The organism is Microbacterium esteraromaticum, assembly GCF_028747645.1.
Classification (GTDB): Bacteria; Actinomycetota; Actinomycetes; order Actinomycetales; family Microbacteriaceae; genus Microbacterium; species Microbacterium esteraromaticum_C.
Genome location: NZ_CP118100.1, coordinates 623,969 through 644,248 on the forward strand (window position 1 = coordinate 623,969; position 20,280 = coordinate 644,248).

General features: G+C 70.0%; 16 protein-coding genes. 11 read left to right on the forward strand and 5 right to left on the reverse strand.

Translation table 11 applies throughout. From position 1 onward, the window contains the following. Position 1 precedes the first annotated feature (1 nt). Positions 2 to 979, forward strand: coding sequence for a c-type cytochrome biogenesis protein CcsB (ccsB, locus tag PTQ19_RS02855; protein ID WP_179409058.1), 978 nt, complete (start codon positions 2 to 4; stop codon positions 977 to 979). 185 nt (positions 980 to 1,164) lie between these two features. Here ccsB and PTQ19_RS02860 read toward each other — a convergent pair whose 3' ends face one another. Continuing rightward, positions 1,165 to 3,516, reverse strand: coding sequence for a transketolase-like TK C-terminal-containing protein (locus tag PTQ19_RS02860; RefSeq protein ID WP_425313175.1), 2,352 nt, complete (start codon positions 3,514 to 3,516; stop codon positions 1,165 to 1,167). A 225-nt stretch (positions 3,517 to 3,741) separates the two neighbouring features. Here PTQ19_RS02860 and PTQ19_RS02865 point away from each other — a divergent pair, with 225 nt between their 5' ends. Beyond that, positions 3,742 to 4,203: an Lrp/AsnC family transcriptional regulator gene (locus PTQ19_RS02865; protein ID WP_179409056.1), complete on the forward strand. Its 462-nt coding sequence runs from the start codon at positions 3,742 to 3,744 to the stop codon at positions 4,201 to 4,203. Between the two features lie 98 nt (positions 4,204 to 4,301). Here the strand turns inward: PTQ19_RS02865 and PTQ19_RS02870 are convergent, their stop codons facing one another. Both PTQ19_RS02870 and PTQ19_RS02875 read right to left on the reverse strand, forming a co-directional pair. Beyond that, the gene (locus PTQ19_RS02870; RefSeq protein WP_274368375.1) at positions 4,302 to 6,389 is read right to left on the reverse strand and encodes a YhgE/Pip domain-containing protein; all 2,088 of its coding nucleotides are present in this window, start codon (positions 6,387 to 6,389) and stop codon (positions 4,302 to 4,304) included. Further along, the gene (locus PTQ19_RS02875; protein ID WP_274368376.1) at positions 6,386 to 9,217 is read right to left on the reverse strand and encodes an MMPL family transporter; all 2,832 of its coding nucleotides are present in this window, start codon (positions 9,215 to 9,217) and stop codon (positions 6,386 to 6,388) included. The genes PTQ19_RS02870 and PTQ19_RS02875 overlap by 4 nt, the downstream gene beginning before the upstream one ends. Before the next feature lie 126 nt (positions 9,218 to 9,343). Here PTQ19_RS02875 and PTQ19_RS02880 point away from each other — a divergent pair, with 126 nt between their 5' ends. Then, positions 9,344 to 9,958, forward strand: coding sequence for a TetR/AcrR family transcriptional regulator (locus tag PTQ19_RS02880; protein WP_274368377.1), 615 nt, complete (start codon positions 9,344 to 9,346; stop codon positions 9,956 to 9,958). Between the two features lie 25 nt (positions 9,959 to 9,983). On the opposite strand, the gene PTQ19_RS02885 is transcribed toward PTQ19_RS02880, so the two are convergent. Continuing rightward, a complete protein-coding gene (locus PTQ19_RS02885; protein WP_274368378.1) occupies positions 9,984 to 10,961 on the reverse strand; it encodes an o-succinylbenzoate synthase in 978 nt (325 codons plus the stop codon). Between the two features lie 350 nt (positions 10,962 to 11,311). Next, a complete protein-coding gene (locus tag PTQ19_RS02890; RefSeq protein WP_274368379.1) occupies positions 11,312 to 11,992 on the reverse strand; it encodes a peptidylprolyl isomerase in 681 nt (226 codons plus the stop codon). 71 nt (positions 11,993 to 12,063) lie between these two features. On the opposite strand from PTQ19_RS02890, the gene PTQ19_RS02895 reads away from it, so the two are divergent. The 8 genes from PTQ19_RS02895 to PTQ19_RS02930 all read left to right on the forward strand — a co-directional run bounded on the left by PTQ19_RS02895 (position 12,064) and on the right by PTQ19_RS02930 (position 20,276). Continuing rightward, entirely contained in the window at positions 12,064 to 12,975 is a 912-nt protein-coding gene (locus tag PTQ19_RS02895; RefSeq protein ID WP_274368380.1) for a 1,4-dihydroxy-2-naphthoyl-CoA synthase, read from the forward strand. 166 nt (positions 12,976 to 13,141) lie between these two features. Next, positions 13,142 to 14,260, forward strand: coding sequence for an AMP-binding protein (locus PTQ19_RS02900; RefSeq protein WP_274368381.1), 1,119 nt, complete (start codon positions 13,142 to 13,144; stop codon positions 14,258 to 14,260). A gap of 29 nt (positions 14,261 to 14,289) precedes the next feature. Continuing rightward, entirely contained in the window at positions 14,290 to 15,081 is a 792-nt protein-coding gene (locus PTQ19_RS02905; protein WP_179409046.1) for a class I SAM-dependent methyltransferase, read from the forward strand. A gap of 199 nt (positions 15,082 to 15,280) precedes the next feature. Further along, positions 15,281 to 16,546 carry a sensor histidine kinase gene (locus tag PTQ19_RS02910; RefSeq protein ID WP_274368382.1) on the forward strand — a complete coding sequence of 422 codons (1,266 nt, stop codon included), beginning with the start codon at positions 15,281 to 15,283 and terminating at the stop codon, positions 16,544 to 16,546. Positions 16,547 to 16,561: 15 nt separating this feature from the next. Further along, complete coding sequence (locus PTQ19_RS02915) at positions 16,562 to 17,197, forward strand: response regulator (RefSeq protein ID WP_179409045.1); 636 nt, start codon at positions 16,562 to 16,564, stop codon at positions 17,195 to 17,197. Positions 17,198 to 17,318: 121 nt separating this feature from the next. Beyond that, positions 17,319 to 18,080 carry an ABC transporter ATP-binding protein gene (locus PTQ19_RS02920; protein ID WP_179409044.1) on the forward strand — a complete coding sequence of 254 codons (762 nt, stop codon included), beginning with the start codon at positions 17,319 to 17,321 and terminating at the stop codon, positions 18,078 to 18,080. Next, a complete protein-coding gene (locus tag PTQ19_RS02925; protein ID WP_425313176.1) occupies positions 18,077 to 19,564 on the forward strand; it encodes an FtsX-like permease family protein in 1,488 nt (495 codons plus the stop codon). The genes PTQ19_RS02920 and PTQ19_RS02925 overlap by 4 nt, the downstream gene beginning before the upstream one ends. A gap of 37 nt (positions 19,565 to 19,601) precedes the next feature. After that, positions 19,602 to 20,276, forward strand: coding sequence for a 2-phosphosulfolactate phosphatase (locus PTQ19_RS02930; protein ID WP_274368383.1), 675 nt, complete (start codon positions 19,602 to 19,604; stop codon positions 20,274 to 20,276). Positions 20,277 to 20,280: the final 4 nt, after the last annotated feature.

Genomic DNA, 20,280 nt, shown 5'->3' on the forward strand with positions numbered 1-20,280 from the left:
CATGCCCGATCTCGATTCCCTCTCGATCCTGACGCTGTGGACGGCGATCGCGATCTACGCGGCGTCGTTCGTCGCCTACGCCTTCGACCTCGCGAAGCGGTCGTCGGCGAGCGACCAGGCGAAGACGAAGGCGCTCGTCGGCGCCGGTGGGGGAGAGCCGGATGCCGTCGCCTCGACCTCCGGCGGCGCCGCCGACGCTTCGCCCGCCCGCAAGCGCTACGTCTTCGGCCGGATCGGCACCTCGCTCGCGGTGCTCGGCTGGTTGTTCCACCTGACGGCGACGCTCACGCGCGGTTTCGCGGCCGGACGCGTGCCGTGGGCGAACCTCTACGAGTTCGCGATGGTCGGCACGCTGCTGATCATGGCGGTCTACCTGCTGATGCTGCTGCGTATCGACCTGAGCTTCCTGGGCAGCTTCATCTCGGGGCTCGTGCTCGTGCTGTTGGGCGCTGCCGCGGCGAACTTCTACACCGAGGTCACGCCGCTGGTCGATCCGCTGAAGTCGATCTGGCTGGTCATCCACGTGTTCGTCGCTTCGCTGTCGACGGCGCTGTTCGCCCTCGCCTTCGCTCTCTCAGTGCTGCAGCTGATGCAGGCGCGTCGTGAGCGCAAGGTCGCCGAAGCCGCCCAGAAGACCGGCCCCGGCTTCTTGCGCACACTGCCCGAGGCCTCGCGCCTCGAGAACATGGCGTACCACTTCACGGTGGTCGGGTTCATCTTCTGGACCTTCACGCTCATCGCCGGCGCGATCTGGGCACAGGACGCGTGGGGTCGCTACTGGGGCTTCGACGTGAAGGAGACCTGGACCTTCATCATCTGGGTGCTCTACGCCGGCTACATCCACGCGCGCGCGACGCGCGGGTGGCGCGGCACCCCATCGGCATGGCTGTCGATCACCGGCTTCGCCGCCGTGATCTTCAACTTCACCATCGTGAACGTCTTCTTCAAGGGCCTGCACGCGTACTCCGGCCTGAGCTGAGGCGCCTGGGCGGGTCGCGCGCAGCAGCGCAGCGCAGCGCCGCGCCGCCAGCCGCGCCGCACGAGAACAGGCTCGTTCCCCAGAACAGGATGATTTCCGCGGATTCATCCTGTTCTCAGGATGTGTCCTGTTCTCGTGCGCGCAGACAGCCAGCGCGCCCGGCCCGTCGGCTCGGCGAGCGGGGTTCAGGCGGTCAGATCGAGCGCAGCGCGCACGATGCTGTCGGCGTCGATGCCGTGGTAGCGGTAGACATCGGCGAGGTCACCGGCCTGTCCGAACCGGCTGACACCGAGGTGGCGAGCCGGCACACCGTGGATGCCGGCGAGGAACGCCAGGGCGTGCGGATGCCCGTCGAGCACGGTCACCATCGGCCGGGCCCGCTCCCGCGGAAGGGCCTGGTCGAGGATCCAGTCGGAGCCCTCGTGATGACCGCCGCGTGCCTGCACGGCGTCGAACAACAGGCCCGGGCTGGTGACGCACACGATGTCACTCGTCACGCCCAGAGCAGACAGGCGGTCTGCGGCTTCGATCGCGTCGGGCAACATGGCTCCCATGGCGACGATCGTCACGGCCGGATCGGCGGCGCTGCGCAGGCGATAGCCGCCCGCGAGCACCTGGCGCCGACGACGCTCACGCGCGGCCGGATCGGTGGGAACGGCCGCGAGTGACTGGTCGACGGGCTTGGTCGACAGGCGCAGATAGGCCGACTTGCCTGCGGGCCGGGCCATCTGCGACATGGCGGCCAGCAGCATCCACTCCACCTCCAGCATGAACGCGGGCTCGTAGCTCAGCAGTTCGGGCTGCTCGATGCCGATCGAGGGCGTCTTGATCGACTGGTGCGCACCGCCCTCGGCGGCGAGTGAGACGCCCGACGGGGTGCCGATCAGAATGGACTGGCCACCGGCGTACATGCCGTACGACCAAGGCTCCAGCGCCCGTTCGACGAAGGGGTCGTACAGCACACCGATCGGGAAGAGCGGCTGCCCCCAGCGGCTCCAGGTGGCGCCCAACTCGCTGATCAGACCGACGAGGTTGACCTCGGCGATGCCCAGCTCGATGTGCTGCCCGCTGGGCCTCTCGCGCCAGTGCATGATCGTCTCGGGGTCGTCGGCGAACCAGTTCTGCCGGTCGTCGGGTGACCACACGCCGGCCTTGTTCAGCCAGCCTGCGAGATTGGTGCTGCTGGACACATCCGGGCTCGCGGTGACGACGCGGCGCGCCACCTCGGGGGCCGAGCGGGTGAGATCGAGCAGCACGCGACCGAGGGCGGCCTGCGTCGTGCCCGAGCCCGACGGAGTACGGCCGAAGTCGGCGGGAACGGCCGGCGGAGCAGCATCCGCCACCGGCTCGCGCCGCAGGCGCGCAGCGGTCTGCGCGCACAGCGCGCCCTCGGCGGTGGTCTCACCGAACCGTTGCCACGGCGCGCCCGGATCCATGCCGATCTCGGCGGCGAGCTGCGCGTACTGCTCGACGGTCAGCAGCGAGGAGTGGTTCTGCGGATGCCCGGCCGTGGGCAGCCCGTTGCCCTTGATCGTGTAGGCGATGATCACGGTCGGACGAGTGTCGTCGATCTGCGCGAACGCCGCGCGCAGCGCCGCCAGGTCGTGCCCACCGAGGTTGCGGATCGTCCGCAGCAGTTCATCGTCATCGAGCGTGTCGAGCAGGGCGCGGATGGCGGATGCTGTGGCATCCGCCCCGGGCAGGCGGTGCCGCAGCTCACCGGCGTCGCAGCGCAGCAGACGCTGGTACTCGGCGTTGGGCATATCGAGGATCCGCGCCCGCAGAGCCTCGCCACCGGGGCGTGCGAAGACGGCCTCCAGACGGGCGCCGAACGGCACCGTGAGCACCTGCCAGCCGGCCGCGCCGAACATGCGCTCGAGCTTGCCCGCGGCGATGTTCGGCACCACCCTGTCGAGCGACTGTCGGTTGAGGTCGACGATCCACACCAGCTCGCCGAGATCGGGCACGTGCGGATCGAGCAGCGCCTCCCATACGGCGCCCTCGTCGAGTTCGGCATCGCCTACCAGCGAGTACTGCCGTCCGGCGTGGCCGCTGCCCGAGAGCGTCGCGGCGTAGCGCCGCGAGATCGCACCCCAGATCGGCGCGGTCGCCCCGACGCCGACCGATCCGGTCGAGTAGTCGACGGTGTCGGGATCCTTCGAGCGGCTCGGGTAACTCTGGATGCCGCCGAACTGCCGCAGCGTCGTCATCTGCGTCTCGTCGAGCTCGCCCAGCAGGTAGTTGATCGCGTGCAGCACGGGTGAGGCGTGCGGCTTGACCGACACGCGGTCCTCGGCGCGCAACTGGTCGAACCAGAGGGCCGTCATGATGGTCGCGATCGAGGCGCTGGAGGCCTGATGTCCGCCGACTTTGAGACCCGACGGGTTCGGGCGCACGCGATTGGCGTGGTGGATCATCGACGTCGCCAGCCACAGCACGCGCTGCTCGATCGCGGCGAGGGTGGTCAGGTCGTCACCGGCGATGGCCATGGACGGGGCGTTGATGCCCGCGGCGAGGGTGGTAAGCGAAGGAGTCATGGGGCGGTTCCTCTGGTGGGCGGCACCACGTCATTGCGGTGCCGAGTCGCGCTGAGACCCTGGTGAGGTCGTCCTGCCCGGTCGTGCGGGTGGCTGCGGGGCAGGCGGGGAGTATGCAGATGGTGCTGTCATTGGATCAGGTGTGAACGACGTGCACAATAGAGACGATCGCAGTTGATCAGAACGGGCAATTCTTGCCCGTCGAGAGTGAAAGGCGTGATCACGATGGCACGCACCGGCCTCGCCGACCGCACCGACCGACGTCTGCTTCGAGAGCTCATCCGCACCCCCGCGGCGACCATCGTCGCCCTGGCAGAGGCGACCGGACTGGCGCGCAACACCGTCCGCGCCCGGCTGGCGCGCTACGACCAGGACGGCACCGTGCGGTCGTTCCAGCGACGCATCGATCCCGGCGTACTCGGCTACCCGCTGAGCGCTTACATCGTCACCAGCGTCACTCAGCGCAAGCTCGATCGCGTCGGCGAATCACTCGCGGCGATCCCCGAGGTCGTCGAGGTGCTGGGGCTGTCGGGCATCACCGATCTGATGATCCGTGTGGTCGCCCGCGACGCCGACGATCTCTATCGCGTCGCCGGGCGCATCCTCGATGTCGACGGCGTCAAGCGCACGACGACCGGACTGGTGATGCGCGAGATGGTGCCGTACCGCATCGAGCAACTGCTCTGAGCAGTCCGGTGGGACCGCGCTACCGATCCGCGGCGCTGGTCGGCGTCACCCATCCGCGTCACCGGGCGGTGCGGCAGGCGCCGCCCGGTGACGTCGGATCATGCGGTCGCGAGAACCCGCTTGGCACTGGTGGTGCGCCGGGTGCTGACGGCGAGGATCGCCGCGCCGAGCGACAGCACCGCCCAGACGATGAGCCCCGCGGTGGCGGCCCCGGTCGGTGAGATCAGTCCGGTCAGCGCGGGCGCGGTGGGCATCGCCGCGCCGAGTCCCGCGAGCCAGCCGGGCACCGTCGAGATCACCCCGGTGGCCAGGGCGAGCACGCCGACCAGTGCGCTGACCCAGCGGCCGATGCCGCCGAACACGGCGACCAGGGCCTGGTTGACGGCGGCGAACGCGATACCGGTCAGCACAGCGAACCCGGCGAAGCCCCACCAGGTGGCGGCGTCGTACTCGGCGACGATCTGCACGACGAGGGCGACGAGCACACCCTGAGCGGCGCCGATCGCGGCGGCGGGCCAGAACCCGCGCAGTACCAGGTCGAGCGACGAGCGCCGCGAGGTCAGCGCGTTGCCGGGAACTGCGCGCAGGGCGATGAACGAGGCGAGCGCCCCGAACCACAGCACGACGGATGCCAGCAGCGGGATGGTCGTGGGACCGAACATGGCGTCGGAGTCGGATGACGACGCGACGGGGTCGGCGATCACCGACGACAGCGCGGTCGACTCCTCGTCACTGAATGAGGGCAGCGAGGTGCTCGCGGTCGTCAGGCCATCGGCGAGGTCATCGGTGCCCGAGGCCAGCGAGTCAAGACCCTTGGCCAGCTCGCCGGCGCCCTCACCGAGCGCGGTCACACCGTCGCCGAGCTGGCTGGCTCCGGTGCCGAGCTGCGATGCGCCGTCGGCGATGCCGGTGGCTCCTTCCGCCGACTGCGTCACGCCGTCAGCGAGCTGACCGAGGCCGCCGCCCAGCTGCGTGGCGGCCGCACCGGCCGTGCGCATCTGGTCGGCGATCGCCTTTGGTGCTTCGGCGTCGAGGGCACGCAGCCCCTGTGCGGTGCCGGCCGAGGCCTGGTTCGCGCCGCGCGCCGCGTCGGCCGCGGTCGCTGACAGCTGCTCAGCCGTCGCCGCGGGCTGCTGAAGCGATTCGGCGAGCCCGGCCATCGCGGCGAGTTCGGCGCAGAACTGCGGGTTCGCCGCGGTGTCGCAGCTATCGGCGAGGCTACGAAGCCCCGGGGCAAGTGCGGAGATACCGGTCGCCACGCCCGCGCTCGCCTGGTTCGCGCCGGCGGCTGCCTGGGCGGCGCCGTCGCTCGCAGTCACGGCCGCGTCGGCGGCGGTGAAGAGCTCGGCGGGAACGAGGCCGTTCTGCTCGAGCGCGTCGGCTCCGCCGATCAGCCCTTGGCCCAGTTGGTTGGCCCCCGCTCCGGCCTCCCGCGTCTTGGTCGAGATGGTGCCGAGTCCACCGGCGAGTTGAGACGCACCGCTGGCCAGCTCACCCGCGCCACTGGCGATTCCGCCGGCGCCGTCGGCGAGCTGCGCGGCCCCATCGGGGATCTCCGCAGCACCGTCGGCGGCATCGTGAGCGCCGTCGGCGAGCTGGGCCGCTCCGTCGGCGGCATCCCCGATCTGGTCGCCGATGGTCTTGAAACCGACCAGCACGTTGCCCACGGTCGCCTCGCTCAGCATCGTGCCCATGGTCGACGCGGCGACCGAGGCGATCTGCTGGGTGATGAGCCCGTCGGCGACCCGGCCGTCGGGTGCGGTGGTGACGGTGATCTCGGCCTGCTGCGCATCGGCATCCCCGCTCTGCAGCGCGGTGCCGGCGGATGTGGCATCCGCCGAGAACGACTTCGGGATCGTGACGATCGCCTGGTACTCGCCGTCGGCGAGGCCTTCGGCTGCGTCGTCTTCGTTCGAGATCACCCAGGTGAGGTTGGAGTCCATCTCGTCGGACCCCTCGACGAGACCCGCGGCCAGCTGGCGTCCGAGCGGCGTGTACTGGCCGTCGATCGTGACGGGTTCGTCGAGGTTGACCACGGCGGCCGTCATCGCGTCGAGCCGGCCGGTGGGGTTCTGCAGCGCGGCGACGAGGATGCCACCGATGATGGCCGGCAGCAGCAGCACACCGATGATGGTCAGCCAGGTGATCGGGCGCCGCGAACGTGCGCGTTCGATGGGGAGGGTCATGCGTCCACCTCGGAGTCGGTTGCCTGTCGCCGAGACCCCGTGCTCTCGTCGACACCCCGTGCTGCGGACGACCGCGAGTGGGGGTGTGGGCGAGAGGTGGGGGTGTGGGCGGGGGAGGAAAGATCGGTGACGGATGCTGCGGATCGGCCGGCCGCATCGAGCAGGCGCTGAGCGGCATCCGGGTCGACGGTCGTGAGCACGACGGCCGTACCCGGGGCGGCGTCGCGCAGGCGCGCGGCGAGCTGGTCGCACTCGGCCGGGGTGAGGCGCTCGACCCCGTCGAGGATCACCAGACGGGTGCGGCCACGCAGTGCCTCGGACGCGTCGGATGCCGCATCCGCATCGCCCAGCAGGACGATGCCGACGTGCGATCGCACCCACGCGGCACGACCGGGTAGCAGGTGGCCAGCCACGCGCAGGCGACCAGCCTCGGGCTTCATCCGGCCGGCGAGCGTCAGCGCCAGCGCGCGCAGCGTCTGCGGGCGGGCACCCGTGATGACCAGCGAGCCGGACGGTTCCAGCCGCAGGTGCGCAGCGTGCACGCCGCCGTCGGCGAGGCTGAGTCCGTCGGCGGCGAGGACGCTGTCGTCGCCCGGCCATTCGGCCAGAGCGCGCTCGCGCTCGACGGCCTCGCCCTCGATGTCGACGTGCGGCAGGAACTTCTCCATCCAGGCCGGGATGCGCCAGGCGCGGTCGCCGAGGATAGCCATCACCGCGGGGATCAGCGTCATGCGCACGAGGAACGCGTCGATCGCGATACCGGCGGCCAGGCCCAACGCGATCGGTTTGATCGACGAGTCGCCCTCGGGCACGAACGCGACGAACACCGCGAACATGATCAGCGCCGCTGCGGTCACCACGCGGGCCGACGACGTGAAGCCCGAGCGGATGGCGCGCACGGCGGCGGCGCGGCGATTCTCGGCGACCGTGCGGTCGGGGTCGTGCACGTAGTCCTCGCGCATGCGCGAGACGAGGAACACCTGGTAGTCCATGGCCAGACCGAACAGCACGCCCATCAGTACGATCGGCATGAACGAGATGATCGGTCCGGTGCGCGCCACATGCAGCAGGTCGGCGAACCAGCCCCACTCGAACACGGCCGCGACGACACCGAACGACGCCACGATCGAGAGCAGATATCCGGCGGCAGCGGTGATCGGCACCCAGATCGAGCGGAACACCATCGCCAGCAGAATCAGCGACAGGCCGATCACGAACACGCCGAAGGGCAGCAGCGCCGCACCCAGCTGATCGGAGATGTCGATGGCGACCGCGGTGAAACCGGTGACCTTCAGGTCGATGCCGTGCTCGTCCAGCCACTCGTCGTGGTGTGAGCGCAGCTCGCGCACGAGGTCGCTGGTGGCCGGGTCATCGGGGGCGGTCTCGGGAATGATCTGCACGATGCCGGTATCGGCCGTCTCGTTCGGGGTGGCCAGCGCCACCTCGCGCACGCCGGGCAGTTGCGCGACCTCATCGCCGAGGTCCTGCATGAGCGTGAGCGGATCGGTCGAGGTCACGATCGTTCCGGTGAGGATCAGCGGACCGTTGAACCCCGGGCCGAACTCCTCGGCGGTCAGGTCGTAGCTGATGCGCGCCTCGGAATCCTCCGGCAGCACACCGGCGTTCGGCAGTGCCAGGTTCAGGCTCAGTGCCGGTACGGCCACGATGCCCAGACCGAGTACGACGGCGATGCTCACCAGGATCGGGCGCTTGGTGACGCCGCCGACCCAGCGGGCGGCGAAGCCCGCACGGGGCGCCGCGTCACGGGCATCCGACTTCTTCTTCTTCTTCGGGGCCTTCTTCGCGCGCCCGGCGACGCGACCCTTCACGAAGCCGAGCAGCGCCGGGGTCAGCGTCACCGAGATGGCGACGGCGATCGCGACGGCGACGGCCGCGGCGATACCCATCGTCGTCAGGAACGGGATGCCCGCGAAGCCGAGTCCGATCAGGGCGATCAACACGGTGATGCCGGCGAACACGACCGCCGATCCAGCCGTGCCGACGGCGCGGGATGCCGATTCCTCAGGATCGATGCCGTCGCGCACCTGGTCCTGGTGGCGGGCGATGATGAACAGCGCGTAGTCGATACCCACCGCGAGCCCCAGCATGAGCGCGAGCAGCGGCGTGGTCGACGAGACCGTCGCGAAGGCGGTCGCGGCGAAGATGCCCGCCATCGAGATGCCGACGCCCAGCACCGCGGTCAGTAGCGGAAGCCCCGCCACGACGAACGAGCGGAACGTCACGATCAGCACCAGCAGGGCGATCACCAGACCGACCGCCTCGGTGATGGTCACGGCTGGGATCGCCATGGCGAACAGGTCGCCGCCCAGGGCGGTCTGCGAGCCCTCGGGAAGTGCCGCGGCGAGCTCGTCGACGATGCTCTGCAACTCATCGGTCACCTCGTCGCTGACATCGGTGGCCTGCCCGTCGAACTGCAGCCGCACGATTGCGGCCGTGTGCTCGTCGTTGACCATGCCCTCGACCATCTCGTCGTAGGGGGAGGTCGCTGCCAGCACGCCGTCGAGCCGGGCGAGCTCGTCGACGGCATCCTCGATCCCGTCGCGGTAGGCGTCGTCGGTCACGTCATCGCCGTCCGCGGCGACGACGATGAACTGCGCGTTCGTGCCGCTCACCTGGGGGAAGGTGCGCTCGAGCTGCTCGAGGCCCGCCTGTGACTCGGTGCCGGGGATCGAGAAGGTGTTGTCGGTTCCCGCGCCGAGCACGATCGCGCCGCCGCCGGCGATGCCGAGAACGATCAGCCAGCTGACCAGGACGCGCCAGGGATGCCGGAACGACCAGCGTCCCAGGGATGAGAGCAGAGTGGACACGCTTCCTCCGGGCAGAGAGTTCGATACACAGGTGTATTCAATACGTAGATGTATCCTATGGGAATCGCGTGACCACAGGCTGTGCGCCGGATGTGAAGATGCGAGAGTGAGTAGCAGGAGGCCCCGATGACGACACCGACCCGCAGTCGTGAGAACACCCGAGCACGCCTGTTCGAGGCCGCCGGGCAGGTCTTCGCCGAGGTCGGCTTGGAGGGGGCGACCGTCGAGGCCGTCTGCGAGCGCGCCGGATTCACCCGCGGCGCCTTCTACTCGAACTTCGAATCCAAGGACGAGCTGTTCCTCATGCTGGCGGGCACCGTCGCCGCCGGACGCCTGACCGCGGTGCGCGAGCAGGTGACGGCGATGGCCGCCGACGGCGCCCTCAAGGACTGCACCGCGGCTGGGCTCGTGCAACGCGTCGTCGATGCCGGGGCCGACGACCGGCTCAGCATCATGCTCATGAGCGAGATCCGTATCCGGGCGCTGCGCGACCCCACATTCGGCGCCGCATACCTTGCGCAGGAGCATGAGGTTGAGACGAGCATCGCCGAGATCATCCGCGAGATCGTCGACGCGGGAACCATCGCGCTGCGCCTGGACCCATTGCTCGCGGCACGTGTGCTGATGATCGTCTGGGAGGGCATGGCCGTGCGCAGCGCCATGGCAGGCCACGACGAGAAACAGATGCACGACGCCAGTAGTGAGGGGCTTGGTCGCCTCGTCGAGGCGCTGCTGGCCTGAGCCGGTCAGCGCTGGAGAGTGTCTGTCAGTCCGCCGCGAGCAGTGCGTGGCAGCGGGTGAGGCGCTCGAGCCACCAGTCCCGACGTTCGGGCGATGCCGCCAGGCGGGTCAGCGCAGCAGCATCCGGAATCACTCGCGCGGCGGATACCGACCCGCGCACCGGACGCGCGTCGGCGACGTCGTCGGCGAACAGCGCCGCCGTACCGAGGCCGCAGTCGTACTCCAGCTCGGGCAGGGAAGCCGCCAGCGCGGCGCCCTGTGCGAGCCCGACGGCCGTGTCGAGGGCACTGGAGACCACCGCGGGCAGGCCCGTCTCGGCGACGATCCCGAGGGCGCGGCGGACGCCACCGAGCGGCTGCGCCTTGATGACGATGAGGTCCGCGGCCCTCGCCTGAGCCACGGCCAGCGGGTCTGCGGCCTTGCGGATGCTCTCGTCCGCGGCGATCGGGATGCCCTTGTGCTTAACGCGATAGCGCAGTTCGGCCAGCTCGGGCACCGTCGCGCAGGGCTGCTCGGCGTACTCGAGGTCGTACTCGGCGAGGGCGTGAATGGCGTGCTCGGCCTCGTCGAGGTTCCAGCCGCCGTTGGCATCGATGCGGATGCGGCCCTCCGGACCCATGTTCTCGCGCACGGCGCGCACGCGGGCGATGTCGTCGGCCAGTTGCTGGCCGCGTTCGGCGACCTTGACCTTGGCGGTGCGGCATCCGTCGAACCGCGCCAGCACCTCGGCGACGCGGGCCGCCTCGACGGCGGGCACGGTGGCGTTCACGGGGATGCGCTCGCGCAACGGCGCGGGCTGCTCGTTCCAGGCGAAGTCGATCGCGGCGGCCAGCCAGGTGGCGGCTTCGGCGTCGTCGTACTCGACGAACGGCGAGAACTCGGCCCAGCCCTGTGGGCCTTCCAGCAGCAGCGCTTCGCGCGTGTCGACGCCGCGAAAACGGGTGTTCATCGGCAGCGCGACCACCCGGGCCGTGGCGAGCAGGTCATCCAGCGCAGGCGTCATGCGTCCATCATGCCCGTCTGCTGCACGCAACTCCGGAGAAACCTGCCGATCGGCGGGGAAACCGGCTGTGGGGCGGCTGAATCGGGTGTTTCTTCCGGAGTTATGAACAGCAGACGAGCGGTGCCGGGCTTAACAGTGCGCTCAGGGCAGTTGCTTCTGCCGTTGGCGTGCTCCGAACTCCGTGCACCGCTGCTGCACGCAACTCCGGAGAAACCTGCGGGTCAGACGGGAAACCGGCCGCCGGGCGGCAGAATCGGCAGTTTTTCCGGAGTTGCGAACGCGGGGGCGTCGCCGCTGGGCGCTGTAGAGATGTAGCCGGGCCCCGCAGCGCCGAGCACGCCCGCCGGACCTCAGCCGACGGCGACCGACTCGATGGTCACGGGCTGCTTCGGTGTGCCGTCAGGGCCGCCGGACTCGGTGCCCTGCTTGGCGGCGTCAGATACGGCGGCGACGCTGTCGGCGTCGAGGCTGCCGAACACGGTATACGAGGGCGGCAGCTGAGTGTCGGCGTAGACGATGAAGAACTGGGAACCGTTGGTATCGGGGCCGGCGTTCGCCATCGCCAGGGTGCCGGCGGGGTATGTCTCGGTGCCGGAGAGCTCGTCGGCGAACGAGTAGCCGGGGCCGCCCGTTCCGGTGCCGGTCGGGTCGCCGCACTGCAGCACGAAGATGCCCTGCGTGGTGAGGCGGTGGCAGCTCGTGCCGTCGAAATAGCCCTGTTCGGCCAGCGACAGGAAGTTGTTGGTGGTGCATGGCGTCGCCTCGGCATCGAGCGTGACGTTGAGGGCGCCGGCGCTTGTCGTCATCAAGGCGGTCACCTCACCCGACGCGCTCGGGTCGGCGGGAGGCGCGGTGACCGTCTTGGCCGGTGTGCGTCCGTCGGCGGGGTAGCTGCACTCGCCGGATGCCAGCGGTGCTTCCGCCGATGAGGACTGCTGCGGGGCATCCGATGTTGACGCGCACCCGGTGAGCGCGAGGGCGCCGGCGGCGGCGAGGGCGAGCAGAGAACGACGAACGCGAGAAGTCAGCACGGCACGATCGTACGCGACCACTCCAGCGGCTCCCTGCGTGCGCGGGTGCAAGCGGGAATACAGTGGATGCTGTGAGCTCCGCATTCGTCTCTGACCTCTTCGACCCGACCGAGTGGACGCTCGCGCCGGGCGCCGAGGCGTACACCGACATCACCGCACACGTCTCGAACGATGGGCGCATCGCCCGCATCGCGTTCGACCGACCCGAGGTGCGCAACGCATTCCGCCCGCACTCGGTCGACGAACTGTACCGGGCGCTCGATATCGCGCGGCAGGATCCGCGAGTTGGAGTCGTGCTGCTGACCGGCAACGGGCCGAGTCCGAAGGACGGCGGGTGGGCGTTCTGCTCGGGTGGCGACCAGCGCATCCGCGGGCGCGACGGCTACAAGTACAGCGAGTCGACCACCGAGGTGCACGACCCCGCGCGCGCCGGGCGCCTGCACATCCTTGAGGTGCAGCGACTGATTCGCTTCATGCCCAAGGTTGTCATCGCTGTCGTGCCCGGCTGGGCCGCCGGTGGTGGGCATTCGCTGCACGTGGTGTGTGACCTGACGATCGCCAGTGCAGAGCACGGCCGTTTCAAGCAGACCGATGCCGATGTGGGCAGCTTCGACGCCGGCTACGGGTCGGCGTACATGGCCCGTCAGACGGGGCAGAAGTTCGCGCGCGAGGTGTTCTTCCTCGCCGAGGAGTACTCGGCTCAGCGCGCTTATGAGACCGGGGCGGTCAACCGCGTGGTGCCGCATTCCGAGCTTGAGCGCGAGGCCGTTTCGATGGCACGCACGATTCTGACGAAGTCGCCGACGGCGATCCGGATGCTGAAGTTCGCCTTCAACGCGGTTGACGACGGTCTGGTGGGTCAGCAGGTGTTCGCCGGCGAGGCGACGCGTCTGGCGTACGGCACCGATGAGGCTGTCGAGGGCCGTGATGCGTTCCTCGAGAAGCGCGACCCCGACTGGTCCCCGTACCCCTACCACTACTGATGCCCGTGCCCCTGCCGCGCTCCACGCCCCTGTCCCCGTCCCGTGAGAAACCATCTGCCGTTCGAGAAACCACGTGCGACATGGTTTCTCAGACGGGAAGTGGTTTCTCAGCGGGGTGCGACGCGGCGGGGGACGCGGCGGGGGACGCAGTGGGGAGGGGGAGCGGATGCTGACACTCGGGGGCGTTGACGGGGGGCGTGCGGCGGCGGTGTGCGACGCCCTGCCGGGTGCGCTCGCAGGGTCGGCGCCGATCGCGCTGGGGTTCAGGCCCGCACCCGACGAGGTGGTGCCGGACGGCACCGCGGTCGTGATCGCCACGTCTGGGTCATCGGGCATCCCGAAGCGGGTCGTGCTCAGCGCCGCCGCACTGCGTGCGAGCGCCGAGGCGACGGCCGCGCGCATCGGCACGGGGCAGTGGATGCTGGCACTCCCGGCCGCATACATCGCCGGGGTGCAGGTGATCGGCCGCTCGCAGCTCGCGGGGTACGAGCCGGTACTGCTGGGGGAGCGCTTCGCGCCCGACGCCTTCGTCCGCGCCACGGAGGGACTGCGCACCGACGTCGACCGGTTCACGTCGTTCGTGCCGGCGCAGCTGCAGATGCTGCTCGACGCCGCCGATGATGACGAACGGGTGCTCGACGCACTGCGCTCGTACCGTGCCATTCTCATCGGCGGGCAGGCGCTCCCCGACTCGGTACGCGAGCGGGCCGTCGACACGGGAGCGCGTATCGTGCGCACCTACGGATCGAGCGAGACGGCGGGGGGCTGCGTCTACGACGGCGTTCCGCTGGAGGGCGTGCGACTCGCGGAGGTCGATGGTGAGGTCCGCATCGCCGGTCCGCACCTGGCGACCGGGTATCTGGGCGACGCCGCGCTCACCGCGGCGACGTTCGTCAGTGACAACGACGGCATCCGCTGGTACCGCACGGGTGACGCCGGAATCGTCGCCGACGGGCGGCTCCACATCACCGGGCGCATCGACAACGTGATCGTCTCGGGTGGTATCAACGTGTCGCTCGATCGCGTGGAACGGGTCGTGCGCAGCATCCGCGGTTTCGAGCAGGCCGTCGTCGTCGGCGTTCCGGACGAGCGCTGGGGCGAGGCATCCGTCGTCTTCGCCACCGGCGCCGACGCGGCGAACCGTCTCGACGACGTGCGCGAACGCGTCGCCGACGAGATCGGCAGGCACGCGCGACCCGTTCGTATCCAGATCATGCCGGAGCTGCCGCTGCTGGCATCCGGGAAGCCCGACCGCGAAGCGCTTCGCCGGCTCGCGCGAGGGTGACGCGGCCGCCGACCCGGCAGACTGGGCGCATGGCGACCTATACGCACGGGCATCACGATTCGGTACTGCGCTCGCACAACACCCGCAACGTCTCGAACTCGGCCGCCTATCTTGCGCCGCACCTCACCGCCACGACGCGGCTGCTCGACATCGGAGCAGGCCCCGGCACGATCACCATCGACTTCGCGAACCGGGCGGCCCATGTCACCGCGACCGAGATCAACGCCGACGCGCTCGGTCTGTCACGGGCGCTCGCCGCGGAACGCGGCGTGACGAACATCGACTTCTCGATCGAGGACGTCCACACGCTGAGCTTCTCCGACGGTGCCTTCGACGTCGTGCACGCCCACCAAGTGCTGCAGCACGTCGCGGACCCCGTGCAGGCGCTGCGCGAGATGCGCCGTGTCACGAAGCCCGGTGGCATCGTCGCGGCGCGGGATGCCGACTACGCGGGGTTCATCTGGTTCCCGCTGCTGCCCGAACTCGACGAGTGGTTGCAGCTCTACCGGGCGGCGGCGCGGGCGAACGGCGGGGAGCCGGATGCCGGTCGGCGACTGTTCGCCTGGGCGCGCGCGGCTGGTTTCACCGAGATCGAGGCGACGGCATCCACCTGGTGCTACGCGACCGAGGCCGAGCGCGAGTGGTGGGGCGGCATGTGGGCCGACCGCATTCTGCACTCCGCGCTCGCCGAGCAGCTCACGGCGGCCGGCATGGCGACGGATGCCGACCTGCGCCGGATCAGCGCTGCCTGGCGCGCGTGGGCATCCGACGGCGACGGCTGGTACCTGGTGCCGCACGGCGAGATCCTCTGCCGTGCCTGACCCTCTGCCGCGCCTGACACCGGGCTGACCCCGGGCGCCGTTCGCAACTCCGGAAGAACGTGGGGTTCCGGGGCGAATTCGGGGCTGTGGGAGCCTGGGGAGCCTGTTTCTCCGGAGTTGCGTACGGGGCTGGCACGGTGCACGCGGATACATCCGCAGATGGACGCGTCGGGGGCTTCCGCTCCCGTAGCGTGAGAGGGTGTTCCGCCCCGTTCCCCGCACCTGGCTCGTGCTCGACATCGTCGGCGCCGTCTTCGGTGTGCTGCTGACCCTGCCGATGTCGCTCGCCTTCGCCGCCGACTGGCTGAGCATGTGGCTGCAGCCGGAATGGCTGTCGGTCCTGCTGCACATCCTCATCGCCATCGTGATGTGGGGTGCCGCGGCGATCAGCCGGCTCTCGCCCGCATTGGCGCTGATCATCGCCTGGGGTGCGGCGATCGTGCAGATGGCGGCGGGGCTGCCGCCGGCGGCGTACAACATCGCCATCTTCGGCGTGCTGTTCGGCACTGCCGCGTGGGGGTCCCGACGGCTGCTGTGGATGGGCGGCGCCTCGACGCTGCTGGGGGGCATCCTCGCCGGCTTCTACATCGCGGTCGTCCAGTTCGATGCATCGTCGGTGGTCGCCCCGGCGCCACCTGAGCTGCGCGTCGTGCTGCTGGCGCTGCTCTTGGGGATCACGATCGGGTTCGCGCTGGTGATCTCGTGGGGAGCGGGGCTGCTGTGGCGGCTGGTGCGGCACGGGCAGCAGACGCGTGAGGCGCAGCTGCGTGCCGAGACGCTCGCGGCCGAAGAGCAGGAGCGCGTCAGCATCGCGCGTGACATGCACGACGTCGTCGCGCATTCGCTGGCGGTGGTCATCGCCCAGGCGGACGGGGCGCGCTATGCCGCCGCGGCGGCGCCCGAACTCGCGCAGGAGGCGTTGGGCACGATCGCGACGACGGCGCGGTCTGCGCTGTCGGATGTGCGGATGCTGCTCACACAGCTCCGGCACCGCCAGGGCGACGGTCCGCAACCGACCCTCGCCGACTTGGAGACCCTGTTCGCACAGGTACGTCACGCGGGCGTCGAGCCCCGTGTGACCGTCGATCCGATGCCGCCGGGGGAGCCGCCCGGAGCGATCCAGCTTGCCGTGTACCGCATCTTGCAGGAGGCACTCACCAACGCGCTGCGACATGGCACAGGTGATGTCGATGTGCATCTGGCGTGGCTGGCCGAGCGGGTCGAGATCAGGGTGCGCAACAGCATCCGCACGCCACTGCCGCCACGCGCGGTGGCGGTGGCCCGCACCGGAGCGATCCCGCAGGCGGTCGGGGCGGGTCACGCCGGGCATGGCCTGGTCGGCATGCGCGAACGCGCGCAGTTGGTGGGCGGTACGCTCGTGGCCGGGGCGGATGCCGGTGTTTTCACCGTCAGCGCCACGCTTCCGATCGGGCCGCAGCGCTCCGCTGCCGACAGCGCCCGCTGATCTGCTGGAGGTTCCATGATCTCGGTCGTGCTCGTCGATGACCAGGCGCTGTTCCGCGCGGGCATCCGCATGCTCGTCGCATCGCAGCCCGATATGGACGTCGTCGGCGAAGCCGGCGACGGACGCGAGGCACTCGACGTCATCGCACGCACCCGACCCGACGTGGTGCTGATGGACATTCGGATGCCGGTGATGGACGGCCTGACGGCCACGGCCGAACTGCTGACGCAGCCGAACCCGCCCCGCGTGGTGATGCTCACGACCTTCGACCTCGACGAGGCCGCAGCCAGGGCGATCCAGCAGGGGGCCAGTGGTTTCCTGCTCAAGGACGCCGACCCGGAGTTCCTGCTGGCGGCGATCCGCACGGTCGACGCCGGGTCGAGCGTGATCGCCGCCGCGGCCACTCGCGACCTGTTCGCCCACTTCACCAGCGAGACCAAACCCGTGCCTGCGCAGTACGCCGAGCTCACCGAGCGCGAGCGTGAGATCTTCGCGCTCGCCGCGCGCGGCCTGTCGAACGCCGAGATCGCGGCGCGCGAGTTTCTCAGCGAGGCGACGGTGAAGACGCACGTCAGTCGCATCCTCGGCAAGCTCCTGCTGCGCGATCGGGTGCAGCTGGTCGTCTTCGCATTCGAGCACGGTCTGGTCTGATTCGCCCGCGGCGGGCATCCGCACGGCCGACGACGGGCATCCGAGATCATTCTGCCGATGTATGCCGGATGATCCGCCGGGGCGATGCGGCCCCGGTACCGGCGCTCATAGCGTCGAAGACATGCAGATCACGACTTCCGAACTCGGCCTCGCCGCGCGCGTTCAGCACCTCACCAAGTCCTACGGAACCGGGGATGCCGCCGTGCGCGCCCTCGACGGCGTCAGCGTCGGCATCCGCCGCGGCCAGTTCACCGCGATCATGGGACCGTCCGGTTCGGGCAAGTCGACCCTGATGCACATCATGGCGGGGCTCGATTCGCCCACCGAGGGGCGGGCGTGGATCGGTGACACCGAGATCACCGGCCTCGGAGACCTGGAGATGACCATTCTGCGGCGCCGTCGTGTGGGGTTCATCTTCCAGTCGTTCAACCTGGTGCCGACCCTCGACGCCCTCGGCAACATCCTGCTGCCGTTCGAACTCGACGGCCGTAGGCCGTCTGCGATCGAGCGCGCCCGCATCGACGGACTGATCGAGACGCTGGGGCTTGGTGCTCGTCTGACGCACCGTCCGCACGAGCTCTCGGGCGGGCAGCAGCAGCGCGTCGCCATCGTCCGTGCGCTCGCCACCGCGCCCGACCTCGTCTTCGCCGATGAGCCCACCGGAAACCTCGACTCGGCGACGGGACGCGAGGTGCTGCAGCTGCTCGCGATGGCCAGCCGCGAGCACGGGCAGTCGATCGCCATGGTGACACACGACGCGGTGGCGGCCAGCCACGCCGACCGGGTGCTGTTCCTGGGCGATGGGCGCATCGTCGCCGACCACCCGCGGCAGAGCGCCGAACAGATCTCGTCGTACATGCTCGCCGCAGAGGTGGCGGCATGACCGCCGTCGCTGCGGGGGCTGCCGGCGCCAGCGTCACGGCGGGGGCCGACCTGTCGAGGCCACGTGCGTCGCGTCTGGCCTGGCTCCGTGAACGCGGCATGGGTGCCAGCATCCTCGTTGCCGCGCTCTCGGCTTCGTTCGGGGTGATCCTCGTCGAGACGACCGTCTACATCGGGGCCTTCCTGCAGGCCGACCCGTACATCGGCGACAGCGAGACTCTGGCCATCGTGGTTGCGATCCTGTCGGTGCTGCTGACCGGAGTGGCGATGTACGTCGCCGCGATCGTCACCGCCAACACCTTCTCGACGATCATCGCCGGGCGCACCCGACGCATCGCGCTGGTGAGGCTGATCGGTGCCTCGGCGCGGTCGCAACGCTCCGAGGTGTCGTCGCAGGGATTCGTGGTCGGCCTGCTGGGGGCGACCATCGGCCTCGTGATCGGGGTTGGCGCGTCGGCCACCGGGATGCTGCTTGCCGATCAGCTGCTCGCCGGGGCGCCCGAAGGTGTCAGCCCGATGCAGCCCGCGGTGCTGCTGCCGTTCATCGGTGTGGCCCTCACGACCTGGTTGGCGGCCTGGGTCGGCTCGCGGCGGGTGCTGACGGTGACACCGTTGCAGGCATTGGGTGGATCGGTCGAGCGCGCTCACGCTGAGGTCTCATCGCGCACCGGGCGTCATGTCGGGGCGCTGATCCTGCTGATCCTGGGTGCGGCGCTGCTCGCATTCGGTGTGATGCTCGGCCTCGTCACACCGCTGGGTGTGGTGGTGGCGTTCTTCGGCGGACTGCTGTCGTTCACCGGGCTCGCGCTCGGATCGGTGATGGTGATGCCGCCGATCCTGCGACTGGTGGGGCGCGCGTTCGGCCGTTCGGCCACGGCTCGTCTCGCGGCAGAGAACGCCCTGCGCTACCCCGAGCGCTCGAGCCGGATGGCGATCGGCGTGGTGATGGGGGTGACGCTGGTGACGATGTTCGCCGTCGCGCTGGAATCGACGAAGATGCTGCTGGGACGCCAGGCCGATGAGCAGACGCTGCAGACGACCTTCGCGGTGCTCGACGGGTTCGCCGCGGTGATGATGGTGCTCGTCGCGGTGTCGGGGGTGATCGCCGCGGTCGGGTTGGTGAACCTGCTGACGATCGGTGTGGTGCAGCGCACCCGCGAGCTGGGGCTGCTGCGGGCGATCGGTCTGACCGGCGGCCAGGTGCGGCGCATGGTGCTGCTGGAAGCCGTGCACGTCACCGTCGCTGCGACGATCAGCGGCCTCGTGCTCGGCATTGTCTACGGTTGGGTGGCGGCGCAGTCGCTGCTGGGCTCCGTTCCGGTACTGCCCGACTTCGAGCCCGCAGGGCTCGTGTCGCCGGCCGTGCCGTGGATGCCCGTGGCGATCATCGTGGCCGCCACAGCCGTGCTCGCCCTCGTCGCCGCTGTCGCCCCGACGCGCTTGGCGACGCGCGTCGCACCGGTCGAGGCGCTCGCCGCCGAGTAGGCCACGGCGCCCCGAGCGCCCCGATTAGGCTGATCGGATGCCACAGCCGACGTCGCAGACACCGTTGACCCAGTCGTCGTACCAGGTGCGTTTCGAGTGGGGTGCGGACGGGCTCGCGCGGCTCGCGCCCGCCGACGTGGTCATCGTCGTCGATGTGCTGCGGTTCTCATCGACGATGGCGGATGCTGTCGCGCAGGCTCCCATCGCATTGGAGCGTGCACTGGCCTGGTCGGCCAACGGCGCCCAGGTCGCGGGCGCCGCGGCGCGGGTGGCCCCCGTGGTGCTGCTCGGTGGCATCCGCAACGCCTCGGCGACCGCACGCGCGGTGATGACCCTGCAGGAGCGGCGCGGTGACCGTACCTCGGTCAGCGTCGTCGCGGCGGGGGAGCGCGATGCGGACGGGCGGCTGCGCTTCGCCGTCGAGGATCAGCTCGGGGCCGGAGCGGTGATCGCCGCGCTGTCTGATCTGGGCATCGATCATTCCGCTCCCGAGGCCGCTGTGTCGGCGGAATCGTTCCGTGCGCTTCGGCGCGGGGTGCGTCATCTGCTGATCGGAAGCGCCTCCGGGCGGGAACTGGCCGACGGTGTTGCGTCGACCGAGCGAATGCTGGCCGATGGCATCCGCCCCGCGACCATCGAGGAATGCGCCGCTGCGGATACCACCGAAACGGTGCCCGCTCTGCAGGGCGGTGTCTTCGTCCCGTTCGCTTGAGCCC